The 19,769-nt window shown below is 44.8% G+C and carries 17 protein-coding genes; 12 read left to right on the top strand and 5 right to left on the bottom strand.

The features are described 5' to 3' along the window. Window positions 1-41 precede the first annotated feature (41 nt). The 7 genes from B5F91_RS02075 (at window position 42) to B5F91_RS02045 (ending at window position 11,455) form a co-directional block, all read left to right on the top strand. Window positions 42-1,355 carry a TolC family protein gene (locus B5F91_RS02075; RefSeq protein ID WP_087427460.1) on the top strand — a complete coding sequence of 438 codons (1,314 nt, stop codon included), beginning with the start codon at window positions 42-44 and terminating at the stop codon, window positions 1,353-1,355. Window positions 1,356-1,368: 13 nt separating this feature from the next. Then, on the top strand, window positions 1,369-2,403 hold the full coding sequence (locus tag B5F91_RS02070) for an HlyD family secretion protein (RefSeq protein ID WP_087427459.1): 1,035 nt from the start codon (window positions 1,369-1,371) through the stop codon (window positions 2,401-2,403). Between the two features lies 1 nt (window position 2,404). Beyond that, window positions 2,405-4,000 (top strand): hypothetical protein, encoded by a 1,596-nt coding sequence (locus tag B5F91_RS02065; RefSeq protein WP_087427458.1) that lies wholly within the window; start codon window positions 2,405-2,407, stop codon window positions 3,998-4,000. A gap of 199 nt (window positions 4,001-4,199) precedes the next feature. Next, window positions 4,200-5,429: an LL-diaminopimelate aminotransferase gene (locus B5F91_RS02060; protein ID WP_087427457.1), complete on the top strand. Its 1,230-nt coding sequence runs from the start codon at window positions 4,200-4,202 to the stop codon at window positions 5,427-5,429. A 49-nt stretch (window positions 5,430-5,478) separates the two neighbouring features. Further along, the gene (locus B5F91_RS02055; RefSeq protein ID WP_087427456.1) at window positions 5,479-7,668 is read left to right on the top strand and encodes a glutamine synthetase III; all 2,190 of its coding nucleotides are present in this window, start codon (window positions 5,479-5,481) and stop codon (window positions 7,666-7,668) included. 103 nt (window positions 7,669-7,771) lie between these two features. After that, complete coding sequence (locus tag B5F91_RS02050) at window positions 7,772-9,433, top strand: putative transporter (protein WP_087427455.1); 1,662 nt, start codon at window positions 7,772-7,774, stop codon at window positions 9,431-9,433. 24 nt (window positions 9,434-9,457) lie between these two features. Further along, window positions 9,458-11,455, top strand: a complete 1,998-nt coding sequence (locus B5F91_RS02045) for a fructose-1,6-bisphosphatase (RefSeq protein ID WP_087427640.1) — start codon at window positions 9,458-9,460, stop codon at window positions 11,453-11,455. A gap of 140 nt (window positions 11,456-11,595) precedes the next feature. Here the strand turns inward: B5F91_RS02045 and panD are convergent, their stop codons facing one another. Continuing rightward, window positions 11,596-11,946, bottom strand: a complete 351-nt coding sequence (gene panD, locus B5F91_RS02040) for an aspartate 1-decarboxylase (protein ID WP_087427454.1) — start codon at window positions 11,944-11,946, stop codon at window positions 11,596-11,598. A 7-nt stretch (window positions 11,947-11,953) separates the two neighbouring features. Then, entirely contained in the window at window positions 11,954-12,799 is an 846-nt protein-coding gene (gene panC, locus B5F91_RS02035; protein ID WP_087427453.1) for a pantoate--beta-alanine ligase, read from the bottom strand. A 202-nt stretch (window positions 12,800-13,001) separates the two neighbouring features. On the opposite strand from panC, the gene B5F91_RS02030 reads away from it, so the two are divergent. The 3 genes from B5F91_RS02030 (at window position 13,002) to B5F91_RS02020 (ending at window position 16,185) form a co-directional block, all read left to right on the top strand. After that, on the top strand, window positions 13,002-13,823 hold the full coding sequence (locus tag B5F91_RS02030; RefSeq protein WP_087427452.1) for a glycogen/starch synthase: 822 nt from the start codon (window positions 13,002-13,004) through the stop codon (window positions 13,821-13,823). Window positions 13,824-13,853: 30 nt separating this feature from the next. After that, window positions 13,854-15,308: a DUF4270 domain-containing protein gene (locus tag B5F91_RS02025; RefSeq protein WP_087427451.1), complete on the top strand. Its 1,455-nt coding sequence runs from the start codon at window positions 13,854-13,856 to the stop codon at window positions 15,306-15,308. A gap of 97 nt (window positions 15,309-15,405) precedes the next feature. Then, window positions 15,406-16,185: a DnaJ domain-containing protein gene (locus tag B5F91_RS02020; RefSeq protein WP_087427450.1), complete on the top strand. Its 780-nt coding sequence runs from the start codon at window positions 15,406-15,408 to the stop codon at window positions 16,183-16,185. 89 nt (window positions 16,186-16,274) lie between these two features. Here the strand turns inward: B5F91_RS02020 and B5F91_RS02015 are convergent, their stop codons facing one another. Continuing rightward, a complete protein-coding gene (locus B5F91_RS02015) occupies window positions 16,275-17,399 on the bottom strand; it encodes a glutathionylspermidine synthase family protein (RefSeq protein ID WP_087427449.1) in 1,125 nt (374 codons plus the stop codon). A gap of 81 nt (window positions 17,400-17,480) precedes the next feature. Beyond that, on the bottom strand, window positions 17,481-17,831 hold the full coding sequence (locus B5F91_RS02010; protein ID WP_087427639.1) for a hypothetical protein: 351 nt from the start codon (window positions 17,829-17,831) through the stop codon (window positions 17,481-17,483). Window positions 17,832-17,948: 117 nt separating this feature from the next. On the opposite strand from B5F91_RS02010, the gene rfbA reads away from it, so the two are divergent. Together rfbA and rfbC are read left to right on the top strand one after the other, a co-directional pair. Further along, window positions 17,949-18,854: a glucose-1-phosphate thymidylyltransferase RfbA gene (rfbA, locus tag B5F91_RS02005; protein WP_087427448.1), complete on the top strand. Its 906-nt coding sequence runs from the start codon at window positions 17,949-17,951 to the stop codon at window positions 18,852-18,854. 36 nt (window positions 18,855-18,890) lie between these two features. Then, window positions 18,891-19,463 carry a dTDP-4-dehydrorhamnose 3,5-epimerase gene (gene rfbC, locus B5F91_RS02000; RefSeq protein ID WP_087427447.1) on the top strand — a complete coding sequence of 191 codons (573 nt, stop codon included), beginning with the start codon at window positions 18,891-18,893 and terminating at the stop codon, window positions 19,461-19,463. 109 nt (window positions 19,464-19,572) lie between these two features. On the opposite strand, the gene B5F91_RS01995 is transcribed toward rfbC, so the two are convergent. After that, window positions 19,573-19,769, bottom strand: a 197-nt coding sequence (locus B5F91_RS01995) for a PepSY-like domain-containing protein (protein WP_204244654.1), incomplete at its 5' end; no start/stop codon positions are given.

Below are 19,769 nucleotides of genomic sequence, written 5' to 3'. Positions count from 1 at the left end.
ACTATATTCATTCGATAATTATAACATAATCCAAGTAACTTATGAGCAAAAAGAAAAGGCTCATAGGGCTGTTGTGCATTACAGTCCTATGCAGTCAGGGTTTGTGTGCCCAAACTCGACAAATGGGCATAGAGGAACTGTTCCGTCTTGCCGACGAGCAGAGCAAAAGTATTCAAACGTACCGGACGGGAAAGGAAGCCGCCGAGGAAGCCCTTAAAGCGGCCAAGGCGCAACGGCTACCGGATGTGAACATGTCTCTTTCCGCCAGCTATTGGGGCAACGGCAAACTATGGGACAGGGATTTCGGCAACGCCATGACGATCGATATGCCTCATTTTGGCAACAACTTCGCATTGGAGGCGCAGCAGGTCGTCTATGCAGGCGGAGCCATCAGCAGTGGCATCAGGCAAGCGGAACTTGGCAAACTGTTGGCAGAACTTGACTTGCAAAAGAATGTACAGGAAATACGTTTCCTGTTAGTAGGGCATTACCTGAACCTCTACAAACTGGACAATCAAATCAAGGTACTGCAAAAGAACATGGAACTGACCGATGAAGTCATTGCCAACATGAAAGCCCGCAGGGAACAAGGCACAGTCCTGAAAAACGACATTACACGTTATGAATTGCAAAAGGAGCAGCTGAACCTGCAATTGACAAGGGTTAAGGATGCACGGAGAATTGCCAACCATCAACTGGCGACCACCTTGCATCTACCGGAAAGCACGGAGATATATCCGGACTCCTTATTATTAAGGGAACAAATCCAAACCTTGACGGAAGAGGATTGGCAGGAACTGGCGGAAGCCAACCATATTGTCTTGAAACAGACGCAAGCCACCATCCGAATGAATGAACAGAAAGTAAAACAGGAACGTGCGGAACGCCTGCCGCATATATCCATTGTGGCAGCAGAGCATTTGGACGGTCCCATCACCATTGAAGTGCCTGTGCTGGACAACAATTTCAATTATTGGTATATAGGGATAGGCGTAAAATACAATCTCTCTTCCTTATTCAAGAACAACCGAAAACTGAAGCAGGCTCGCTTGAATGTCCGTCAGGCACAAGAACAACGCCAGTTGGCGCAAGAGCAAATAGAGAATGCCGTGCAGGAAGGATATGTGAACTTCCTGACCGCCTTTACCGACTTGCGGACACAGGAGAACAGCGTAAGGCTGGCTGACGAGAACTATCATGTCACCGACAACCGCTACAAGAATGAAATGGCGTTGCTGACCGACATGCTAGATGCCAGCAACATGAAACTCACCGCCGACTTGGGATTGGTGGATGCCCGCATAAATATCCTGTATAATTATTATAAGATGAAATACATCACACATACTTTATAAACTCAAAAGCATTATGATTACAAGAAAGACTAAAAAATTGGTTTACAACATAGTTGTTATTGCGTTGCTGGTTATCGGAATGGCATACGTGTGTTCACGTTTCATCCATTTAGGGAATGTGGAGTATACGGACAATGCGCAGGTAAAACAACATATCACCCCCGTCAATACGCGAGTACAGGGTTTCATCAAGAAGATTTATTTCGATGAATACAAGCCTATACACAAGGGCGACACGTTGCTCGTGATTGAAGATGCGGAGTTTAGATTGCGTTTGGCACAAGCCGAAGCGGACTTGGCAAACGCACTGGCAGGACAGCAGGTTACAAGCGCAGGGATAGCCACTACGCAAAATAATCTAACGGTCAACGATGCCAGCATTGAGGAAGTCCGTGTGCAACGGGCTAACGCAGAACGTGAATTACAACGTTATAAAAAACTACTGGAAGAAGATGCCGTCACCCGTCAGCAATACGACAACATTAAGACGGCATACGATGCCATCAATGCGCAGTATGAGCGGGTACTTCGCATAAAACATTCCACATCCTTGACCAAAGAAGAACAGACGCATCGGTTGGGGCAAAACGAGGCTGCCATCCGTTTGGCGCAAGCTGCCGTGGATTTGGCTCGTCTGAACCTGTCCTATACGGTCATAGTCGCTACCTGTGATGGTGTGACCGGACGTAAAGACATCCACGAAGGGCAGTTGGTACAGCCCGGCCAGACAATGGTGGACATTGTGGACAATGGCGACTTGTGGGTCATCGCCAACTATCGGGAAACCCAGCTTCCGAATATCAAGGAAGGAGCCGAGGTCACTTTTACAGCCGATGCCGTTCCGGGCATAACCTATAAAGGTGTAGTGGAATCCATATCCGATGCTACCGGAGCAGCGTTCTCCTTGATACCGCAAGACAATGCCACAGGAAACTTTGTCAAAGTGGAGCAAAGAGTCCCCATCCGCATCCGTCTGCAAGGCAATGGCGCGGACAAAGTGAGCCGTCTAAGAGCCGGATTTAATGTAGAATGTAAAGTGGAATACTGATATGAGCGGAACTGCACAACCTATACCTTTCTCCATGCCAATGTTCAGGAGTTTTGTCCCTGAGCGGATACGGCCTTGGATATATGTGTTCATCGCCTTTACTTTCCAATTTTCCGGAGGGCTTTATTTGGGCACGCTGAACCAGATGATGGGGGAAACGACCCTGATGCGGGAAGACCTGCTGATGTGCCTCTACGCAAACTTGGCAGGGATGGCTATCTATTTTCCTTTGCTGTTCCGTATGAAATTCCGCTTCACCAACAAGACCTTGTTGTGTGGGGCAGCTACCGGGGTATTGCTCTGCAATCTGGTTGCACCGCATATCACTTTCCTACCGTTGCTGTGGCTGGTATGCTTCATCGAAGGCATGTGCAAGATACAAGGCACGTTCGAGTGCATGTCCAACATCCAACTTTGGATGAGTCCGACACGCGACTTTACCGTGTTCTTCCCCGTGCTGCATATCATCATCTTAGGAAGTATGCAATTGTCCGATTTGCTGGCCACTTATCTGATGTATTATTACCATTGGGATTACATGCAATTGTTTATCTGCGGCATCATGATGATTGACTTGCTGATACTGACCCTCTGCACACGCCATTTCCGTATGTTCAAGAAGTTTCCTTTGTTTGGCATCGATTGGCTGGGAGCGGTGCTTTGGGCGGCACTCGCCTTGGAAATCACGTTCGTCTTCAACTATGGCGATTATTACGACTGGTGGAACAGTCCCGTGATTCGCATGGTCAGTATTTCCGCAGCCGTTACATTTGTGTTTTGCTTGGGGCGTATGTTTTCCATCCGTCATCCGTACCTTGAACCCAAGATGTGGACATACCGTTATCTGGCTCCGATACTTGTGCTGGTCGCCTTGGTGGAAATGTTGCTTGCCACCGAGCATGTATTGGAAGAAACATTCCTTGAGGGAGTGATGCACTACGGCACGATGACCGGCGTGCAGTTGGATTGGCCTGTGCTTGCCGGATGTCTGGCGGGATGCCTGTTTTCCTATTGGTGGATGCACATCAAACGGTTCAACTACCTGCGGCTGATTATCATTGGACTGGCAGGAGTGATATGTTATCTGCTCGGATTCTATTTCACGGTTTCAGGCGACATACATATCTCCCAGTTGTGTCTGCCTATGGCTTGCCGTGGGTTCGGGTATGCCGTGTTGAGCGTGACTTTCCTGACTTGCGCGGAAGAAATCATGAGCTTCCAGCATTTCTTCCAGTCCCTTGCCGTGTTCCAAATGCTCCACATGGTCATGGGTGGTGTGATTGGGGCTGCCATTTACACTCGTGGCTTGAAGTATTTTCTTCCCGACAATGTGGCACGTTATGGAGCGACCATAGACAATGTTTCGGCAAGCAGAATGTCGGTAGATATACCACATTATATGGAAACATTCATGTCGCAGATGACTGAAATCAGCGTCAAGCAAATCTACGGATGGGCTGCTTACGCCTGTATTTTCCTCTTCTTGCTGTTCCTGCTGTATGATGCACCGATACGGCGAGAGCTCAAACAGATACCGAGTTGGCAGAAAATCAGAAAAATGGTTGCCGAATCCTTTAGTGTCAAGAAAAAAGAATGACAATAGAGAAGAAAAACAAACGACCACACTTTGTCGTAAGAAATTTCGAGAAAGTGTGGTCTCGGCTAAATAAATTTCAATTATAACGACATATAATTACTTCCTTCATGCAATTCTATTAAATTTCGACGGTTATTTCATGGATTTTATATACCTTTGCACACGAAAACAGGCTAACGCATAAAACTAACATCGCAACATGGCATTGGTTAACGAACATTTCCTGAAATTGCCGAACAATTACTTTTTCTCCGATTTGGAAAAGAAAGTCAATTCGTTCAAGGTCACCCATCCGAAAGCTGATTTAATCCGCTTAGGTACAGGAGACGTTACCCTCCCGCTTCCTCAAGCCTGCATCGAAGCCATGCACCGTGCAGTAGATGAAATGGCTCATGAAAATACTTTCCATGGATATGGACCGGAAGAAGGGTATCCCTTCCTTATTGACGCCATTATCAAAAACGATTATAACCCGCGCGGTGTGCATCTGGAGCCAAGCGAAATCTTTGTGAGTGACGGAAGCAAAAGTGATACGGGGAATATCGGAGACATCTTACGCCATGACAACAGCATCGGAGTAACCGACCCGATTTATCCTGTTTATATTGATTCGAACGTATCGTGTGGACGTGCCGGCGAACTACAGGCAAACGGAAAATGGAGCAATGTGGTCTATATGCCTTGCTTGCCGGAGAATAATTTCATTCCGCAGCTTCCCCAACAACGTGTAGATATCATCTATTTATGCTATCCCAACAACCCTACGGGCACCGTATTAAGCAAAACAGAATTGCGCAAATGGGTTAACTATGCTTTAGAGAACGATACGCTTCTCATCTTTGACGGAGCATACGAAGCCTATATCCAACATCCGGACATTCCGCATTCGATTTACGAAATAAAAGGAGCTAAAAAAGTAGCAATTGAATTTCGGAGTTTCTCGAAAACGGCTGGATTTACAGGAGTAAGATGCGGCTATACCGTTATTCCTAACGAACTGACCGGAGGCACATTGGCAGGGAAACGCATTCCGCTTACCCCGCTATGGAAAAGGCATCAGGAAACGAAGTTCAACGGCACTTCCTACATTACCCAACGCGGAGCGGAAGCCATTTATACACCGGAAGGCAAAGAACAGGTGAAAGCCCATATCCAATATTATATGAATAACGCCCGGATTATGAAGCGGGCACTCACTAGCATCGGACTAAATGCAACAGGAGGTGAAGATGCGCCTTATTTATGGGTAAAAGCTCCAAACGGACTTTCCTCGTGGAAGTTTTTCGAGAAGCTATTATACGAAGCTCAAGTAGTAACCACTCCCGGTGTAGGCTTTGGACCGAACGGAGAAGGTTATCTGCGTCTCACGGCTTTCGGGAAAAAAGAACGCATTCAAGAAGCTATGCAACGCTTATGCCAATGCTTGTAACAAAAGAAAAAAACGCAACCTATTATAATAAGAAACAACAAAGGTAATTATGTCTAAGTTAAGATTCAGAGTAGTAGAGAAAGCTTTTCATAAAAAGCCAGTAGAGGTAATCCCCCCTTCGGAACGTCCCAGTGAATACTTCGGGAAATATGTATTCAACCGTGAAAAGATGTTCAAATACCTGCCCAGCAAGGTATATGCCAAACTGGTAGATGTCATTGATAACGGTGCGGCACTCGACCGGAGCATTGCCGACGAAGTGGCTGCGGGCATGAAAAAATGGGCAATAGAAATGGGCGTAACCCATTATACCCACTGGTTCCAACCCTTGACTGAAGGTACAGCAGAGAAGCACGACGCTTTTGTGGAACACGACGGCAAAGGAGGAATGCTGGAAGAATTTTCTGGAAAATTGCTCGTACAACAGGAAGCCGACGGTTCTTCTTTCCCGAACGGTGGGGTACGCAACACGTTTGAAGCACGTGGATACAGTGCATGGGACCCTTCTTCTCCGGTATTCATCGTAGACGATACGTTGTGCATCCCTACAGTATTCATCGCCTATACCGGAGAATCGCTGGACTATAAGGCTCCGCTATTGAAATCCATCCAAGCCGTGACTAAATCGGCACTCGACGTTGTACACTATTTCGACCCTTCCGTAAAAAAGGTTATCGCATATTTAGGTTGGGAACAAGAATATTTCCTCGTAGACGAAGGCTTGTATGCAGCCCGTCCTGACCTTTTGCTTACGGGACGTACCCTGATGGGACACGAGGCTTCTAAGAACCAACAATTAGAAGACCACTACTTCGGAGCCATACCTCCCCGTGTAGCCGCCTTCATGAAAGACTTGGAAATTCAAGCATTGGAATTGGGCATTCCCGTAAAGACCCGCCATAACGAAGTGGCTCCCAACCAATTTGAATTGGCGCCTATTTATGAAGAATGCAATCTTGCCGTAGACCATAACATGTTGATTATGTCATTGATGCGTAAAGTGGCACGCAATCATGGTTTCCGCGTCTTGCTCCACGAAAAGCCTTTTAAGGGCATCAACGGTTCGGGCAAGCACAACAACTGGTCATTGGGTACAGACAACGGCATTCTGCTCATGGGACCGGGAAAGACTCCGGAAGAAAACCTGCGCTTTATTACATTTATCGTCAACACTTTAATGGCTGTATATCATCATAACGGATTGTTGAAAGCATCGATTATGAGTGCAACCAACGCCCATCGTCTAGGAGCACACGAAGCGCCTCCAGCCATTATTTCTTCTTTCTTGGGTACGCAACTCAGCAAGGTGCTCGACCACTTGGAAGAAAGCACCAATAGCGATTTGATAGCGTTGGGAGACAAACAAAGCATGCGCTTGGATATACCTCAAATCCCTGAATTGCTGATAGACAATACCGACCGGAACCGCACATCGCCTTTTGCTTTCACCGGAAACCGTTTCGAATTCCGTGCGCCAGGCTCTGAAGCCAATTGCGCAAGCGCGATGATAGCCCTGAATACTGCTGTAGCCGAGCAGTTAATTCAATTCAAGAAAGATGTAGACAATTTGATAGAACAAGGAGAGCCGAAAATCTCTGCTATCATTGAAGTGGTCCGCCGATACATCAAAGAATGCAAGCCTATCCGCTTCGACGGGAACGGCTATAGCGAGGAATGGAAAGAAGAAGCCGCACGCCGTGGACTGGATTGTGAAACCAGCTGCCCGTTGATTTTCGATAATTACCTGAAACCGGACACAATCCGTATGTTTGAATCAACCGGTGTCATGAACCGCAAGGAACTGGAAGCCCGCAACGAAGTGAAATGGGAAATGTACACGAAGAAAATCCAGATTGAAGCACGTGTATTGGGAGACTTAGTGATGAACCACGTGGTACCGGTAGCCATTGAATACCAAACCAAACTGATAGACAATGCCTACAAGATGAAATCGTTGTTCGATGCCGATGAAGCCAAAACTTTGTCTGCCGAAAACATCGCTATCATCAAGCAGATAGCCGAACACACAGGCTACATCAAAGAGCATGTGGATGCCATGGTGGAAGCCCGTAAAGTAGCAAACAAAATCGAAGACCAACGTGAGAAAGCCATTGCTTACCACGACACGATTGCCCCCATGTTGGAACAAATCCGCTACCACATTGATAAGCTGGAACTGATTGTGGACGACCAAATGTGGACACTTCCGAAATACCGCGAATTGTTGTTTGTAAGATAATTAGTTATCGATTGAACACAGAGACACGGAGACACAGAGCTTTTAGTACTAATATTAAACTCTGAGGCTTTGTGTCTCTGTGTTCAATAAAAGAATAAACCAAATGGAATGGTTATATAATTTGTTTTTTGAGCAAACCGCCCTACAGGCGGTCATCATCATTTCCCTGATTATCTCTACGGGACTTGCATTGGGGAAAATACATGTCTGCGGTATCTCGCTGGGTGTGACATTCGTATTCTTTATGGGTATCTTTGCCGGACATCTTGGTTTTGCCATTGACCCGCAAATGCTGAATTATGCCGAAAGTTTCGGATTGGTATTATTTGTTTATGCCTTGGGATTGCAAGTCGGTCCCGGATTCTTCAGTTCGCTCCGGCAAGGAGGATATCAGCTAAATTTGTTAGGGCTGGGTGTCATTGCATTAGGAACGGTTATGGCGGTTGCTTTAACCACTATCACTCCTATCTCGATGTCGGATATGGTAGGGATTCTTTGTGGAGCCACAACCAATACTCCCGCTTTAGGTGCCGCACAACAAACCTTAAAACAATTGGGAGAACCGACGAGCGGAGCCGCATTGAGTTGTGCCGTCACTTATCCTTTAGGCGTTGTAGGGGTCATTTTAGCCATTATTGTGGTCAAAAAGCTTTTTGTGCGTCCCAGCGATATGGAAGAACATCCGCATGACGACCCGAATCATACCTATATAGCCACTTTCCAAGTACATAACCCTGCCATTTTCGGCAAAACCATTCACGAATTAGTCCACATGGGATATAGCAAATTCGTGATATCCAGACTTTGGAGAAACGGACAGGTATCTATCCCTACATCTGATACGATGCTGAAAGAAAACGACCGGCTATTGGCAGTAACCACCGAAAAAGACGTGGCTGCACTTACTATCCTGTTCGGCGAACAAGAACAGAAAGACTGGAACAAGGAAGATATTGATTGGAATGCCATTGATAGTCAGCTTATTTCGAAACACATCGTTATCTCCCGCCCCGAAATAAACGGGAAGAAATTAGGCTCGCTCCGCCTGCGCAACATTTATGGCATCAACATCAGCCGGGTATTGCGAAGCGGAGTACAACTATTGGCTACCCCTGAATTAGTACTTCAATTAGGCGACCGCCTGACCGTAGTAGGTGAAGCCGCCGCTATCAAAAATGTAGAAAAAGTATTAGGCAATACGGTAAAAACATTGAAAGACCCGAACTTGGCATCTATCTTTATAGGCATCGTATTAGGATTGATAGTAGGCTCTATTCCTATCGCCATTCCGGGCATCTCCTCTCCCGTCAAATTAGGATTGGCAGGAGGCCCTATCATTGCCGGAATCTTGATAGGCTCATACGGTCCCCGGTTCCACATGCTGACTTATACCACCCGAAGCGCCAGCCTGATGCTTCGCGGCATTGGATTATCCTTATATTTGGCTTGTCTGGGATTGGATGCAGGCGCACATTTTTTCGAAACTGTGATGCGTCCAGAGGGTGCATTGTGGATTGGTATCGGATTTATTATTACCTTTGTACCCGTAGTCATCATGGCACTTGTTGCTTTGAGATGTTATCACCTTGACTTTGGCAATACCTGCGGAATGCTTTGCGGAAGCATGGCGAACCCAATGGCATTGAATTATGCCAATGACATCATCCCGAATGACAATCCAGCCGTGAGTTATGCTACCGTATATCCGTTGGGCATGTTTACCCGCGTAATTATTGCCCAACTGATACTGATGTTGTTTTTGTAAAACCATTTTAACCTAATAATGACCATGAACCCTTACAACCAAATCACTCCGGAAATAATTCAGGAAGACATGCGTTACCTTGAATTGCTTTCGCATAACTTTCCGACCATAGCCGCAGCCAGTACCGAAATCATTAACTTGAAAGCAATTTTGAACCTGCCTAAAGGCACCGAACATTTCCTTGCAGACCTCCATGGGGAGTATGAAGCTTTCCAGCACGTATTGCGCAACGCTTCGGGAGCCATAAAACGGAAGGTAAACGAAATATTCGGCAATACCTTGCGCGAAGCGGAAAAGAAAGAGCTTTGCACCCTGATTTACTATCCCGAACAAAAGCTGCAACTGGTGAAGGAAAAAGAAACCGAACTGGAAGACTGGTATGTCATTACCCTGAACCAATTGGTAAAGGTATGCCAAAACGTTTCTTCGAAATATACCCGTTCTAAAGTACGGAAAGCCTTGCCGGAAGAATTTTCGTATATCATTCAAGAATTGCTTCATGAAAGCAGCATAGACCCCAATAAGCAAGCATACATCAATGTGATTATCAGTACTATCATCGAAACCCACCGTGCCGATGATTTCATTGTAGCCTTATGCAATCTTATACAACGGCTGACAATCGACACCCTCCATATCTTGGGTGATATTTTCGACCGTGGCCCCGGCCCGCACATCATTATGGATACCTTATGCGATTATCATAAGTTTGATATCCAATGGGGAAATCATGACATTCTCTGGATGGGAGCGGCTTCGGGAAACAATTGCAGCATAGCAAATGTATTGCGCTTGGCAATGCGTTACGGAAACCTTTCCGTATTGGAAGACGGATATGGCATCAATCTTTTGCCACTCGCTACGTTTGCCATGGAGACATACGCCAACGACCCTTGCACGCTCTTCGGTCCACGTATCGACGAAACCACAAATACGGATAATCAGAAAACCATCCGCCTCATTGCTCAAATGCACAAAGCTATCAGCATCATTCAGTTCAAGCTGGAAGCCGAAATCATCCGCCGCAGACCTGAATTCAATATGGAAGACCGGATGCTGTTACACCGCATTGATTTCGAAAAACATACGGTTCTGATAGACGGAAAAGAATATCCGTTACGCGACAGTTTCTTCCCTACTGTAGACCCGAAAGACCCGTACCGCCTAAGCGAAGAAGAAGAAGACATCATACAAAAACTGCACAATTCATTCATCAGAAGCGAAAAATTGCGCAAACACATGAAATGCCTGTTCCGCTACGGATGCATGTACAATGTATGCAACTCGAACCTGTTGTTCCACGCTTCCATGCCGCTCAATGCAGACGGTACGTTGAAAGAGATAGACATCTTAGGCAAGAAATACAAAGGACAATCCTTATTGAAACGGGTAGGTCAGTTGATTCGTACTGCCTATTTCGATGACAGCAATAGCGAAGAAAAAGCATTTGCCTTAGACTATATGTGGTATTTATGGTGCGGAAAAGACTCGCCTGCTTTCGATAAGAACAAAATGGCGACTTTCGAACGTTATTTTGTAAGCGATAAAGAAACACATGTAGAAACAAAAGGATATTATTACCAACTCCGCGACCGGGAAGATATCTGCGACATGATTTTGGATGAATTCGGCGTAGAAGGCGAACACCGGCATATCATCAACGGACATGTACCCGTAAAAGCCGGAAAAGGTGAAAAGCCGATTAAGGCAAACGGGAAATTAATGGTGATAGACGGAGGTTTCTCGAAAGCCTACCAACCCGAAACAGGCATTGCGGGCTATACATTGGTTTACCATTCACGCGGATTCCAATTAGTGCAACACGAACCGTTTACATCAACCCAACGTGCCATAGAAGAAGGACTTGACATTAAATCAACCACCCAAATCGTAGAAATGAGTGCCAAACGCATGATGGTGAAAGACACCGATAAAGGAAAGGAATTGGCAGTCCAAATAGAAGATTTAAAGAAACTTTTGCTAGGATACCGCACCGGACTTATCAAGGAAAAAGCGGACTAGAACAATTGAAACAGAAAGCAATTATAGTTGGTCTTTAAACGAACCCTGCTTCATTGTCCAATGCATACGGGTTAGAAAGCTGACGAAGCTAGCTTCATCAGCTTTCTAACCCGTATGCATTTTTATCTGTATTTAACTTCTCACGCGAGTTTGTTCGTAAGCGTATCAGGGAAAATAACCGAAGGCTTGAATTGTTTGGCTTCTTCAAAATCCATCAAAGCATACGACATAATGATAACCACGTCCCCTACTTGCACTTTGCGTGCAGCAGCACCGTTCAAGCAAATACATCCCGAACCGCGTTCTCCTTTTATTATATAGGTTTCGAAACGCTCGCCATTATTGTTATCCACAATCTGGACTTTCTCTCCTGCTATCATATTGGCAGCATCCAACAAATCCTCGTCTACCGTAATGCTACCCATATAATTCAAGTTTGCTTCGGTCACCGTCACGCAATGTATTTTTGATTTCAACACTTGTATCATCATCCCGCTATCACTCCTTATATTTAATGTTATCAATCAAACGGACTTCTCCACAAAATACGGTAATACATCCTACAATATAATCGCTTTCTTCCCACGCATGTACGGTCTGTAACGTATTTCCGTCCACGATTTCAAAATATTCCAAGCGCAAGCCTTCCGCATCGTCAATACATTTTTCTACAAAAGCCTTAGTATCAGCCAATGTATGTGTCTTAGCATAATCTACACTGGCAAATAACGTCTTGGATATTTGCAAAGCCTGTTGCCGTTGCTCTTGGCTAAGCCGTGCATTCCGGCTGCTCAATGCCAAACCATCGGCTTCACGCACAATGGGGCAACCCACAATCTGCAAGTCGAACGGATATTTCCGAACCATTTCACGGATAATAGCAAGTTGCTGGAAATCTTTTTCTCCAAAATAAGCACGCGTAGGTTCTACAATCAAGAACAATTTACTCACAATCTGACATACCCCATTGAAATGCCCCGGACGGTATTTACCCTCCATTACAGTATCCAGCGGTGCATAGCTGAATGTACGCATATCCGGTTCCGGATAAATCTCTTCTACCGAGGGAGCAAATACGAATGTCACTCCACACGATTCCAACAATTGGCAATCGGCATCCAAAGTACGCGGATATTTAGCCAAATCATTCTTATCATTAAACTGGGTGGGATTAACAAAATCGCTTACCACCACTACATCATTCTCAGCGACGGCGCGTTTCACCAACGAAGCGTGACCGGCATGCAAAGCCCCCATAGTGGGAACCAGCCCAATGGTTTTCCCTTCTTTGCGAAGCAAATCCAGCTTCGAACGAAGTTCCCGAATAGTTTGAATTAATTCCATTTTTTTGATAATTAAACGCAATGCTTTTCAAAAATCGGGTGCAAAGTAACCACATTTTTGGCAGATAACGAAACAGATTGCGAAAAAATGCACGTATAACCCATACATTAACAAACTATAAGGTAAATAACACTTATAAATTAAAGGTGACGTCTGTTTTTTTTGTATCTTTGCACATCTTTATATGAGCAATAGTAAAAACATGAGCGCAAAGAAAGTTTTATTCATTACACAAGAAATTACTCCTTACGTACCCGAAAGTGAACTATCGTTAATTGGGCAAAACCTGCCTCAGGCTATCCAGGACAAAGGACGGGAAATCCGTACTTTCATGCCCAAATGGGGAAATGTAAATGAACGGCGTAACCAGTTGCATGAAGTCATCCGTTTATCGGGAATGAATATCATCATTGATGATACAGACCATCCTTTAATTATAAAGGTAGCGTCTATTCAGGCTGCACGCCGGCAAGTTTATTTTATCGACAACGATGATTATTTCCAACACCGCTTAATGGAAGCCGATGAAGACGGAAAAGAGTATGAAGATAATGGCGAACGTGCTATTTTCTATGCCCGAGGCGTATTGGAAACAGTAAAGAAACTTCGTTGGTGTCCGGATATTATCCATTGCCATGGCTGGATGAGTGCCGTAGTGCCTCTTTTTATAAAGAAAGCATATTACGACGAACCTTCTTTCCGGGATTCAAAAGTAATATTCTCTGTATATGAAGACGGATTTAAATCGAATCTGACACCAGACTTCACCAAACAATTAATATACAGAGAAATCACTCCGGACGATGTAAGCATGATTCAGAATCCTGTCAACTACGAAGAATTGTGCAAACTGGCAATCACTTATTCAGACGGAGTTATCCAAAATAGCGAAAAAGTAAATCCAGCAATTATGGACTACGCACGTAGCCTGAACATTCCTGTTGTAGACTATCAAGCTGATGAAAATGAATATGCGGAGGCTTGCAATACTCTCTACGACAAAATATGGGAAGAGGCTGAATAACACGAAAATATAACAATTAATCAAACGAAAATGAAATTCAAGTTCTTGGCGGCATTGGGATGTATTGCCGCTACACTCTATAGCTGTGACGATGAAACAACGGGTATCGGACAATTTATCGTGAATGAAGATTTTATTCAAGCTAAATCCGATTCGTACACGGTAGAAACCGAGTCTTTTCTGCTTGATTCGGTATATTCACGTTCCAGCACAGCCTATTTAGGCAAATTTACAGATGAAGACTACGGGACTTTCACTTCCGACTTCTTGGTGCAAATCAATTGTCCCGAAAGTTTCCAACTTCCCGACCGTTTGCAAAGCATTGACAATGCGACATTAGGATTATATTACACAAGCTATTTCGGCGATTCATTAGCAACACTACGGGTACAGGTCGATACATTGACCGTTCCCATTCAAGACAATGGGACGGACAAAAACTTATATTACACAAACTTAGACCCAACACGCTATTACAACCCGCAAAATCCGCCTTTAGCTACAAAAGATTATACTGCATACGACCGGACTGAAAGCGACTCCATACACCAAACAAGCGATTATTACCCGCATGTATCTATTGAATTGGGGGAAGCTTTCTGCAATAACTTTAAGAGCAAATACGATGTGACAGCTATAGAAAACGGAACAACAATCCATCCGAACTTCAAAGATTCTGAGGCTTTTATTAATAATGTGCTGAAAGGATTTTATGTACATGTAACGAATGGTGAAGGCTCTATCCTATATCTCTCAGACATCTACTTGCACCTCACCGTATCTTATATGGGACGCAATGAAGCGGATACTGCCGACTCTTTGCTTAGTGCAGTCATCCCCATGACCGCAACCAAAGAAGTCTTCATGTCTACCCGCTTCCAAAACGCAGGTCTGAAAGAACTGATGAAGGACCGTACATGTACATATCTAAAAACTCCTGCCGGGCTTTGCACCAAAGTGACACTTCCTATCGAAGAAATGTACGAAGAACACCGGACAGATACATTAAACTCCATTTCACTCTCGTTCCAAAAGATGAGAGACCCAAGCACCAGCCCGTATAAAATGGGAACTCCAGCTAACTTGTTAATGGTTCGGGCGGACAACATGAAAAGCTTTTTTGAAAACAATGAAGTATACAATGAACGCACCTCATTCCTTTCGTCATACAATAGTTCAACCAACTCGTATGCTTTCTCAAGACTTAACCGTTTGATTGCGGCTATATTCAGCGAAATCCGTCCGGAAATAGAGAAAGGCGAAGCGGAATGGGAACAATGGAAAGCAGAACATCCGAACTGGAATAAAGTGCTGCTCGTTCCGGTAACTACCGAAACGGACTCGCAAGGAAATATTATCGGAGTAGGAAACGACTTAAGTGTCAACTCCGCTATGCTGGTAGGAGGACAAGACCTCAACGAATCTACCGACGAGAGCGGAAAGATACACATGGATGTCATTTATACACAACCCAAGCAAGAGTAAGTAAAATTTAAAAATGAGAATTGAAAGTTGAAAATCAACCACACGGTATTGCTATTTTCAACTTTCAATTCTCATTTTTTTCAATTAATAAAAGATTATGAAACTAGGGAAATGGATTGGCGGAATAATGGGCTTTATGACCATGGGACCGTTGGGAGCTTTGGCTGGTTATGCTATAGGTTCCTTATTTGATAAAGCAAACGATGCACAAGCGGAGTTCGAGGAAGGAGGACAAGACACGGCATACACCAATGCCGGACACCGCAATAGCTTCCTCTTCTCTATGCTCGTCATGGCTTCGTATATCATTCGCGCCGATGGAAGAATCATGCATAGCGAAATGGAATTCGTACGCCGTTTCCTCCGTGCGAATTTCGGAGAAGATGCAGTAAACGAAGGGCAACAAATCTTATTAAATCTGTTCGAAGAACAAAAGCGCATGGACGCTTCCAATCCTTACGCTTTTCGTAATACCATCCACGAATGCGGCGCACAAATCGCTGCCAACCTCTCGTATGGCGAACGCTTGCAACTTTTGGATTTCCTGGTCAAAATCTCTCAAAGCGACGGGCACGTATGTCAGCAAGAGATAGAAGCCCTGAAAGAAGTGGCACAAGCCATGCAGCTCTCCGAAAAAGAAGTGGAATCCATGCTGAATCTCGGAGGAGATTCGCTTGCCGATGCCTATAAAGTACTGGAAATCGACCCGTCAGCCACTGACGAAGAAGTGCGTGCCGCTTACCGCCGTCTTGCCCTAAAGCATCACCCCGACCGGGTAGCGACATTAGGAGAAGACATACGTAAAGCTGCCGAAGAGAAATTCCAAAACATCAACAACGCAAAAGAACGCATCTACAAGGCAAGAGGAATGAAATGACGATAGTTAATAGTTAAAAATTAATAGTTAATAACGTAGGTATTGCCTTTAGAGGTTAGCTTCCGTTATTAACTATTAATTTTTAACTATTAACTAATCACGTGCGGCACAAATTCTGATAGATTATCGGTAATTTCAGTACGGTTCTCACGGATGCCGATACCTGCAGGCTCCCCTCCTACTATCCACGAACCGATAATCGGATAACGTCCACCATATACCGTAGGCTTCACATACTTCTGATAGACGTATGCACCTGTATTATAATCACCTTCCGTCTCACGTATCAGCGGACGTTCTTCCCAATTACGAATATCCACCACACTTACGTTGTGCCCTTCGCGGGCAAATACCGGCTTCTTGCAATACACTCCTGACTCGGGACGCGACAAGAAACAAGGCAACACATAGGGAGAATCGGGATATAACTCGAACAACGTAGCTAAAATAGCTTTGTTCGACATCACTAACTTCCATATCGGCTCTATCCAAGCCACCGAAGCCAAACATCCGTCCGGACTTTCGTCTACCATCCATTCCCAAGGATACAACTTGAAGCAATGTTCCACCCGCTCACCGCTCGGATCGTAAAAACATCCGTCCTGCAAATTCATGTCGTTCATATCCAACACACGGGTCGAATATCCGGCTTCCATAGCCGTACTTGCCAAATATTGCAATGTCCCCGTATCTTCATGATTCTCCAACACACCGGCAAAATGCACATTACTTCCTGCCGGAATCATGTCCTTCCACGACTGAACCAAACCTTCATGGATACCGTTATACTGGTCAAGCTCCGGGAATACATCTTCCTTCCATTGCCATTGGATTACCGATGCTTCCAACAACGATGTAGGCGTATCGGCATTGAATTCCAAAATGCGAGGCACACCGTTTTCGTCTAACATGAAATCGAAACGCCCGTATAAACTCAGTTCGTCCGCATCCCACGATTCCCGGATTCTCTGGCAAACTTCAAATGGAAGTCCCAAAAAGCGTTCCATCCATTCCGGATTCCGTTCGATGATATGCCCCGCTGCCTCACAATACATGCGGTAAGCCTCTGCTGTCGCTTTTTCCAGCCGCTCGACTTCTTCCGCCGTAAAGCGGTAATAGGCTTCCTCACGCCAATAATCTCCATGAAAATCAAAGCCTAAAGCCTCTATCTTATCTTTATAGTCCCAACGCGGGGAAACAAGTTTTCTTTCCATACGAAAATAGTTAATAGTGAATAGAGAATAATGAATAATACTACAATCATTAAATCGTTATTAATTACTAACTATTAATTATTAACTAATACCCGATGACCGCCGCGTTGTACCAAACACATGTCCGCTCGATTTCGATTTACTTGTTCCCGACGGGCTGACCTTCACTCCCGAAGGCGCATTTACCCGCGTACCATTGGCATCCGTCCATGAGCCTGTATTCGGATAATAATAGTGAGTCGTAGAAAGCCCGTTCATCGCCGAAGGCATCAATGCCCAGCGCATCAGCATGGCGTTATAAATCCAACTATTCCCTTGACTATCACGATATTCTTCTTTATCTTTCGGATTTTCGGGCAATTCCGTCTTTTGCGTACAACTGGCAAGCGTCATCAAACACATAGCAGCCACCAGATAATGCCTTTTCTTCATATTCTTGCTTCTCATTTTAAGTTTACGCCACAAATATAATCTTTTTAATTGAAAGAAATCTTTGCCGATATACAAAAAAAGATTTACTTTGCAACATCTAATCAAAATATACACAACATGAAAGGTATAGTTTTAGCCGGCGGTTCGGGCACACGCCTCTACCCTATTACAAAAGGAGTATCGAAACAATTGTTGCCCATTTTCGACAAACCAATGGTTTACTACCCCATTTCAACCTTGATGCTTGCGGGTATACGTGATATAATGATAATCTCTACACCGTATGATCTTCCGGGATTCCGCCGCCTGCTGGGAGACGGAAGCGATTTCGGCGTACGATTCACATACGCTGAACAACCCTCGCCCGATGGACTGGCACAAGCCTTCATTATTGGAGAAAAGTTCATCGGAAACGATTGCGCCTGTCTCGTATTGGGTGATAACATTTTCCACGGGAACGGATTTACACACCTTCTGCAAGAAGCTGTGCGCACCGCTGAAGAAGAAGGCAAAGCTACTGTATTCGGATACTGGGTGAGCGACCCCGAACGTTATGGTGTAGCGGAATTCGATAAAGAAGGAAACTGCCTAAGCATCGAAGAAAAGCCTGAGCACCCTAAGTCCAATTATGCCGTCACCGGACTCTATTTCTACCCTAATAAGGTAGTAGACATAGCCAAGCACATCAAGCCCTCAGCACGCGGTGAACTGGAAATCACCACCGTCAACCAAACTTTCCTCGCCTCAGGTGAATTGAAAGTGCAAACCTTAGGACGTGGATTCGCATGGCTCGATACCGGCACGCATGATTCACTTGCCGAAGCCTCTACCTACATCGAAGTCATCGAAAAACGACAAGGGCTGAAAGTGGCATGCCTCGAAGGAATTGCCCTCCGCCAAGGCTGGATTACCCCTGAAAAGATGCGCCAGTTGGCACAACCCATGCTCAAAAACCCCTACGGGCAATATTTGCTCAAAGTCATTGACGAAATAGAACGAACAGGAGAAAAGAACTTAGACTAACCATTATCAACTAAAGAACTATCAACTAATTAAAGGATGAACATAATTAAAACAGAAATAGAAGGCGTAGTTATCATTGAACCACGCCTCTTTAAAGACGAACGGGGATATTTCTTCGAATCATTTTCAGAAAGGGATTTCAACACCCAAGTGCGTACCATACACTTCGTACAAGACAACGAGAGTAAGTCATCTTACGGTGTATTACGCGGTCTGCATTTCCAAAAGCCCCCCTACGCTCAAAGTAAACTAGTGAGAGTAATTAAAGGTGCCGTGCTCGATGTAGCCGTAGACATCCGTAAAGGTTCGCCCACCTTCGGACAACACATAGCCGTAGAACTCACCGAGGACAATCACCGCCAGTTCTTCATTCCACGAGGCTTCGCCCACGGATTCAGCGTACTCACTCCCGAAGTCATCTTCCAGTACAAATGTGACAACTTCTACGCTCCTCAAAGTGAAGGAGCTATCGCATGGAACGATCCTGACCTGCATATTGACTGGCGCATACCGAAAGACAAAATAATTCTTTCGGAAAAAGACAAACATCACCCTTTCCTGAAAGATGCCACAGATTTGTTCGACTACACAGAAAAGCTGTATGATTGAGATTTGAAAATAAGCATTGTTTTTATGCTATCTGCCGAATATTATTAAGAATGAAGAATTCCCCTCCGGCATTCTTCATTCTTAATTCTTCATTTCAAAGATTCTTCTATTAATCGTTGTCATTATCCATATCAATGAGGTTGAAGTTCAGATCGAAAGTCAATTCCCAAAAATTGGAGAGCTTTACTTCGTATTCGTAGCGGTCTTTCTCGATTTTCAGCACCTTAGCTTCGGGATAATTGCTCTTTACAAACTCCTGAATCTTAACGGGAACTACGGCTTGCGGCACCGTCATGCGGCGGCAAC

This window comes from Bacteroides sp. An322 (assembly GCF_002161765.1).
Classification (GTDB): Bacteria; Bacteroidota; Bacteroidia; order Bacteroidales; family Bacteroidaceae; genus Phocaeicola; species Phocaeicola merdavium.
Note: the sequence above shows the minus strand (reverse complement) of the source record. Positions and strands in the feature narration are given on the sequence as shown.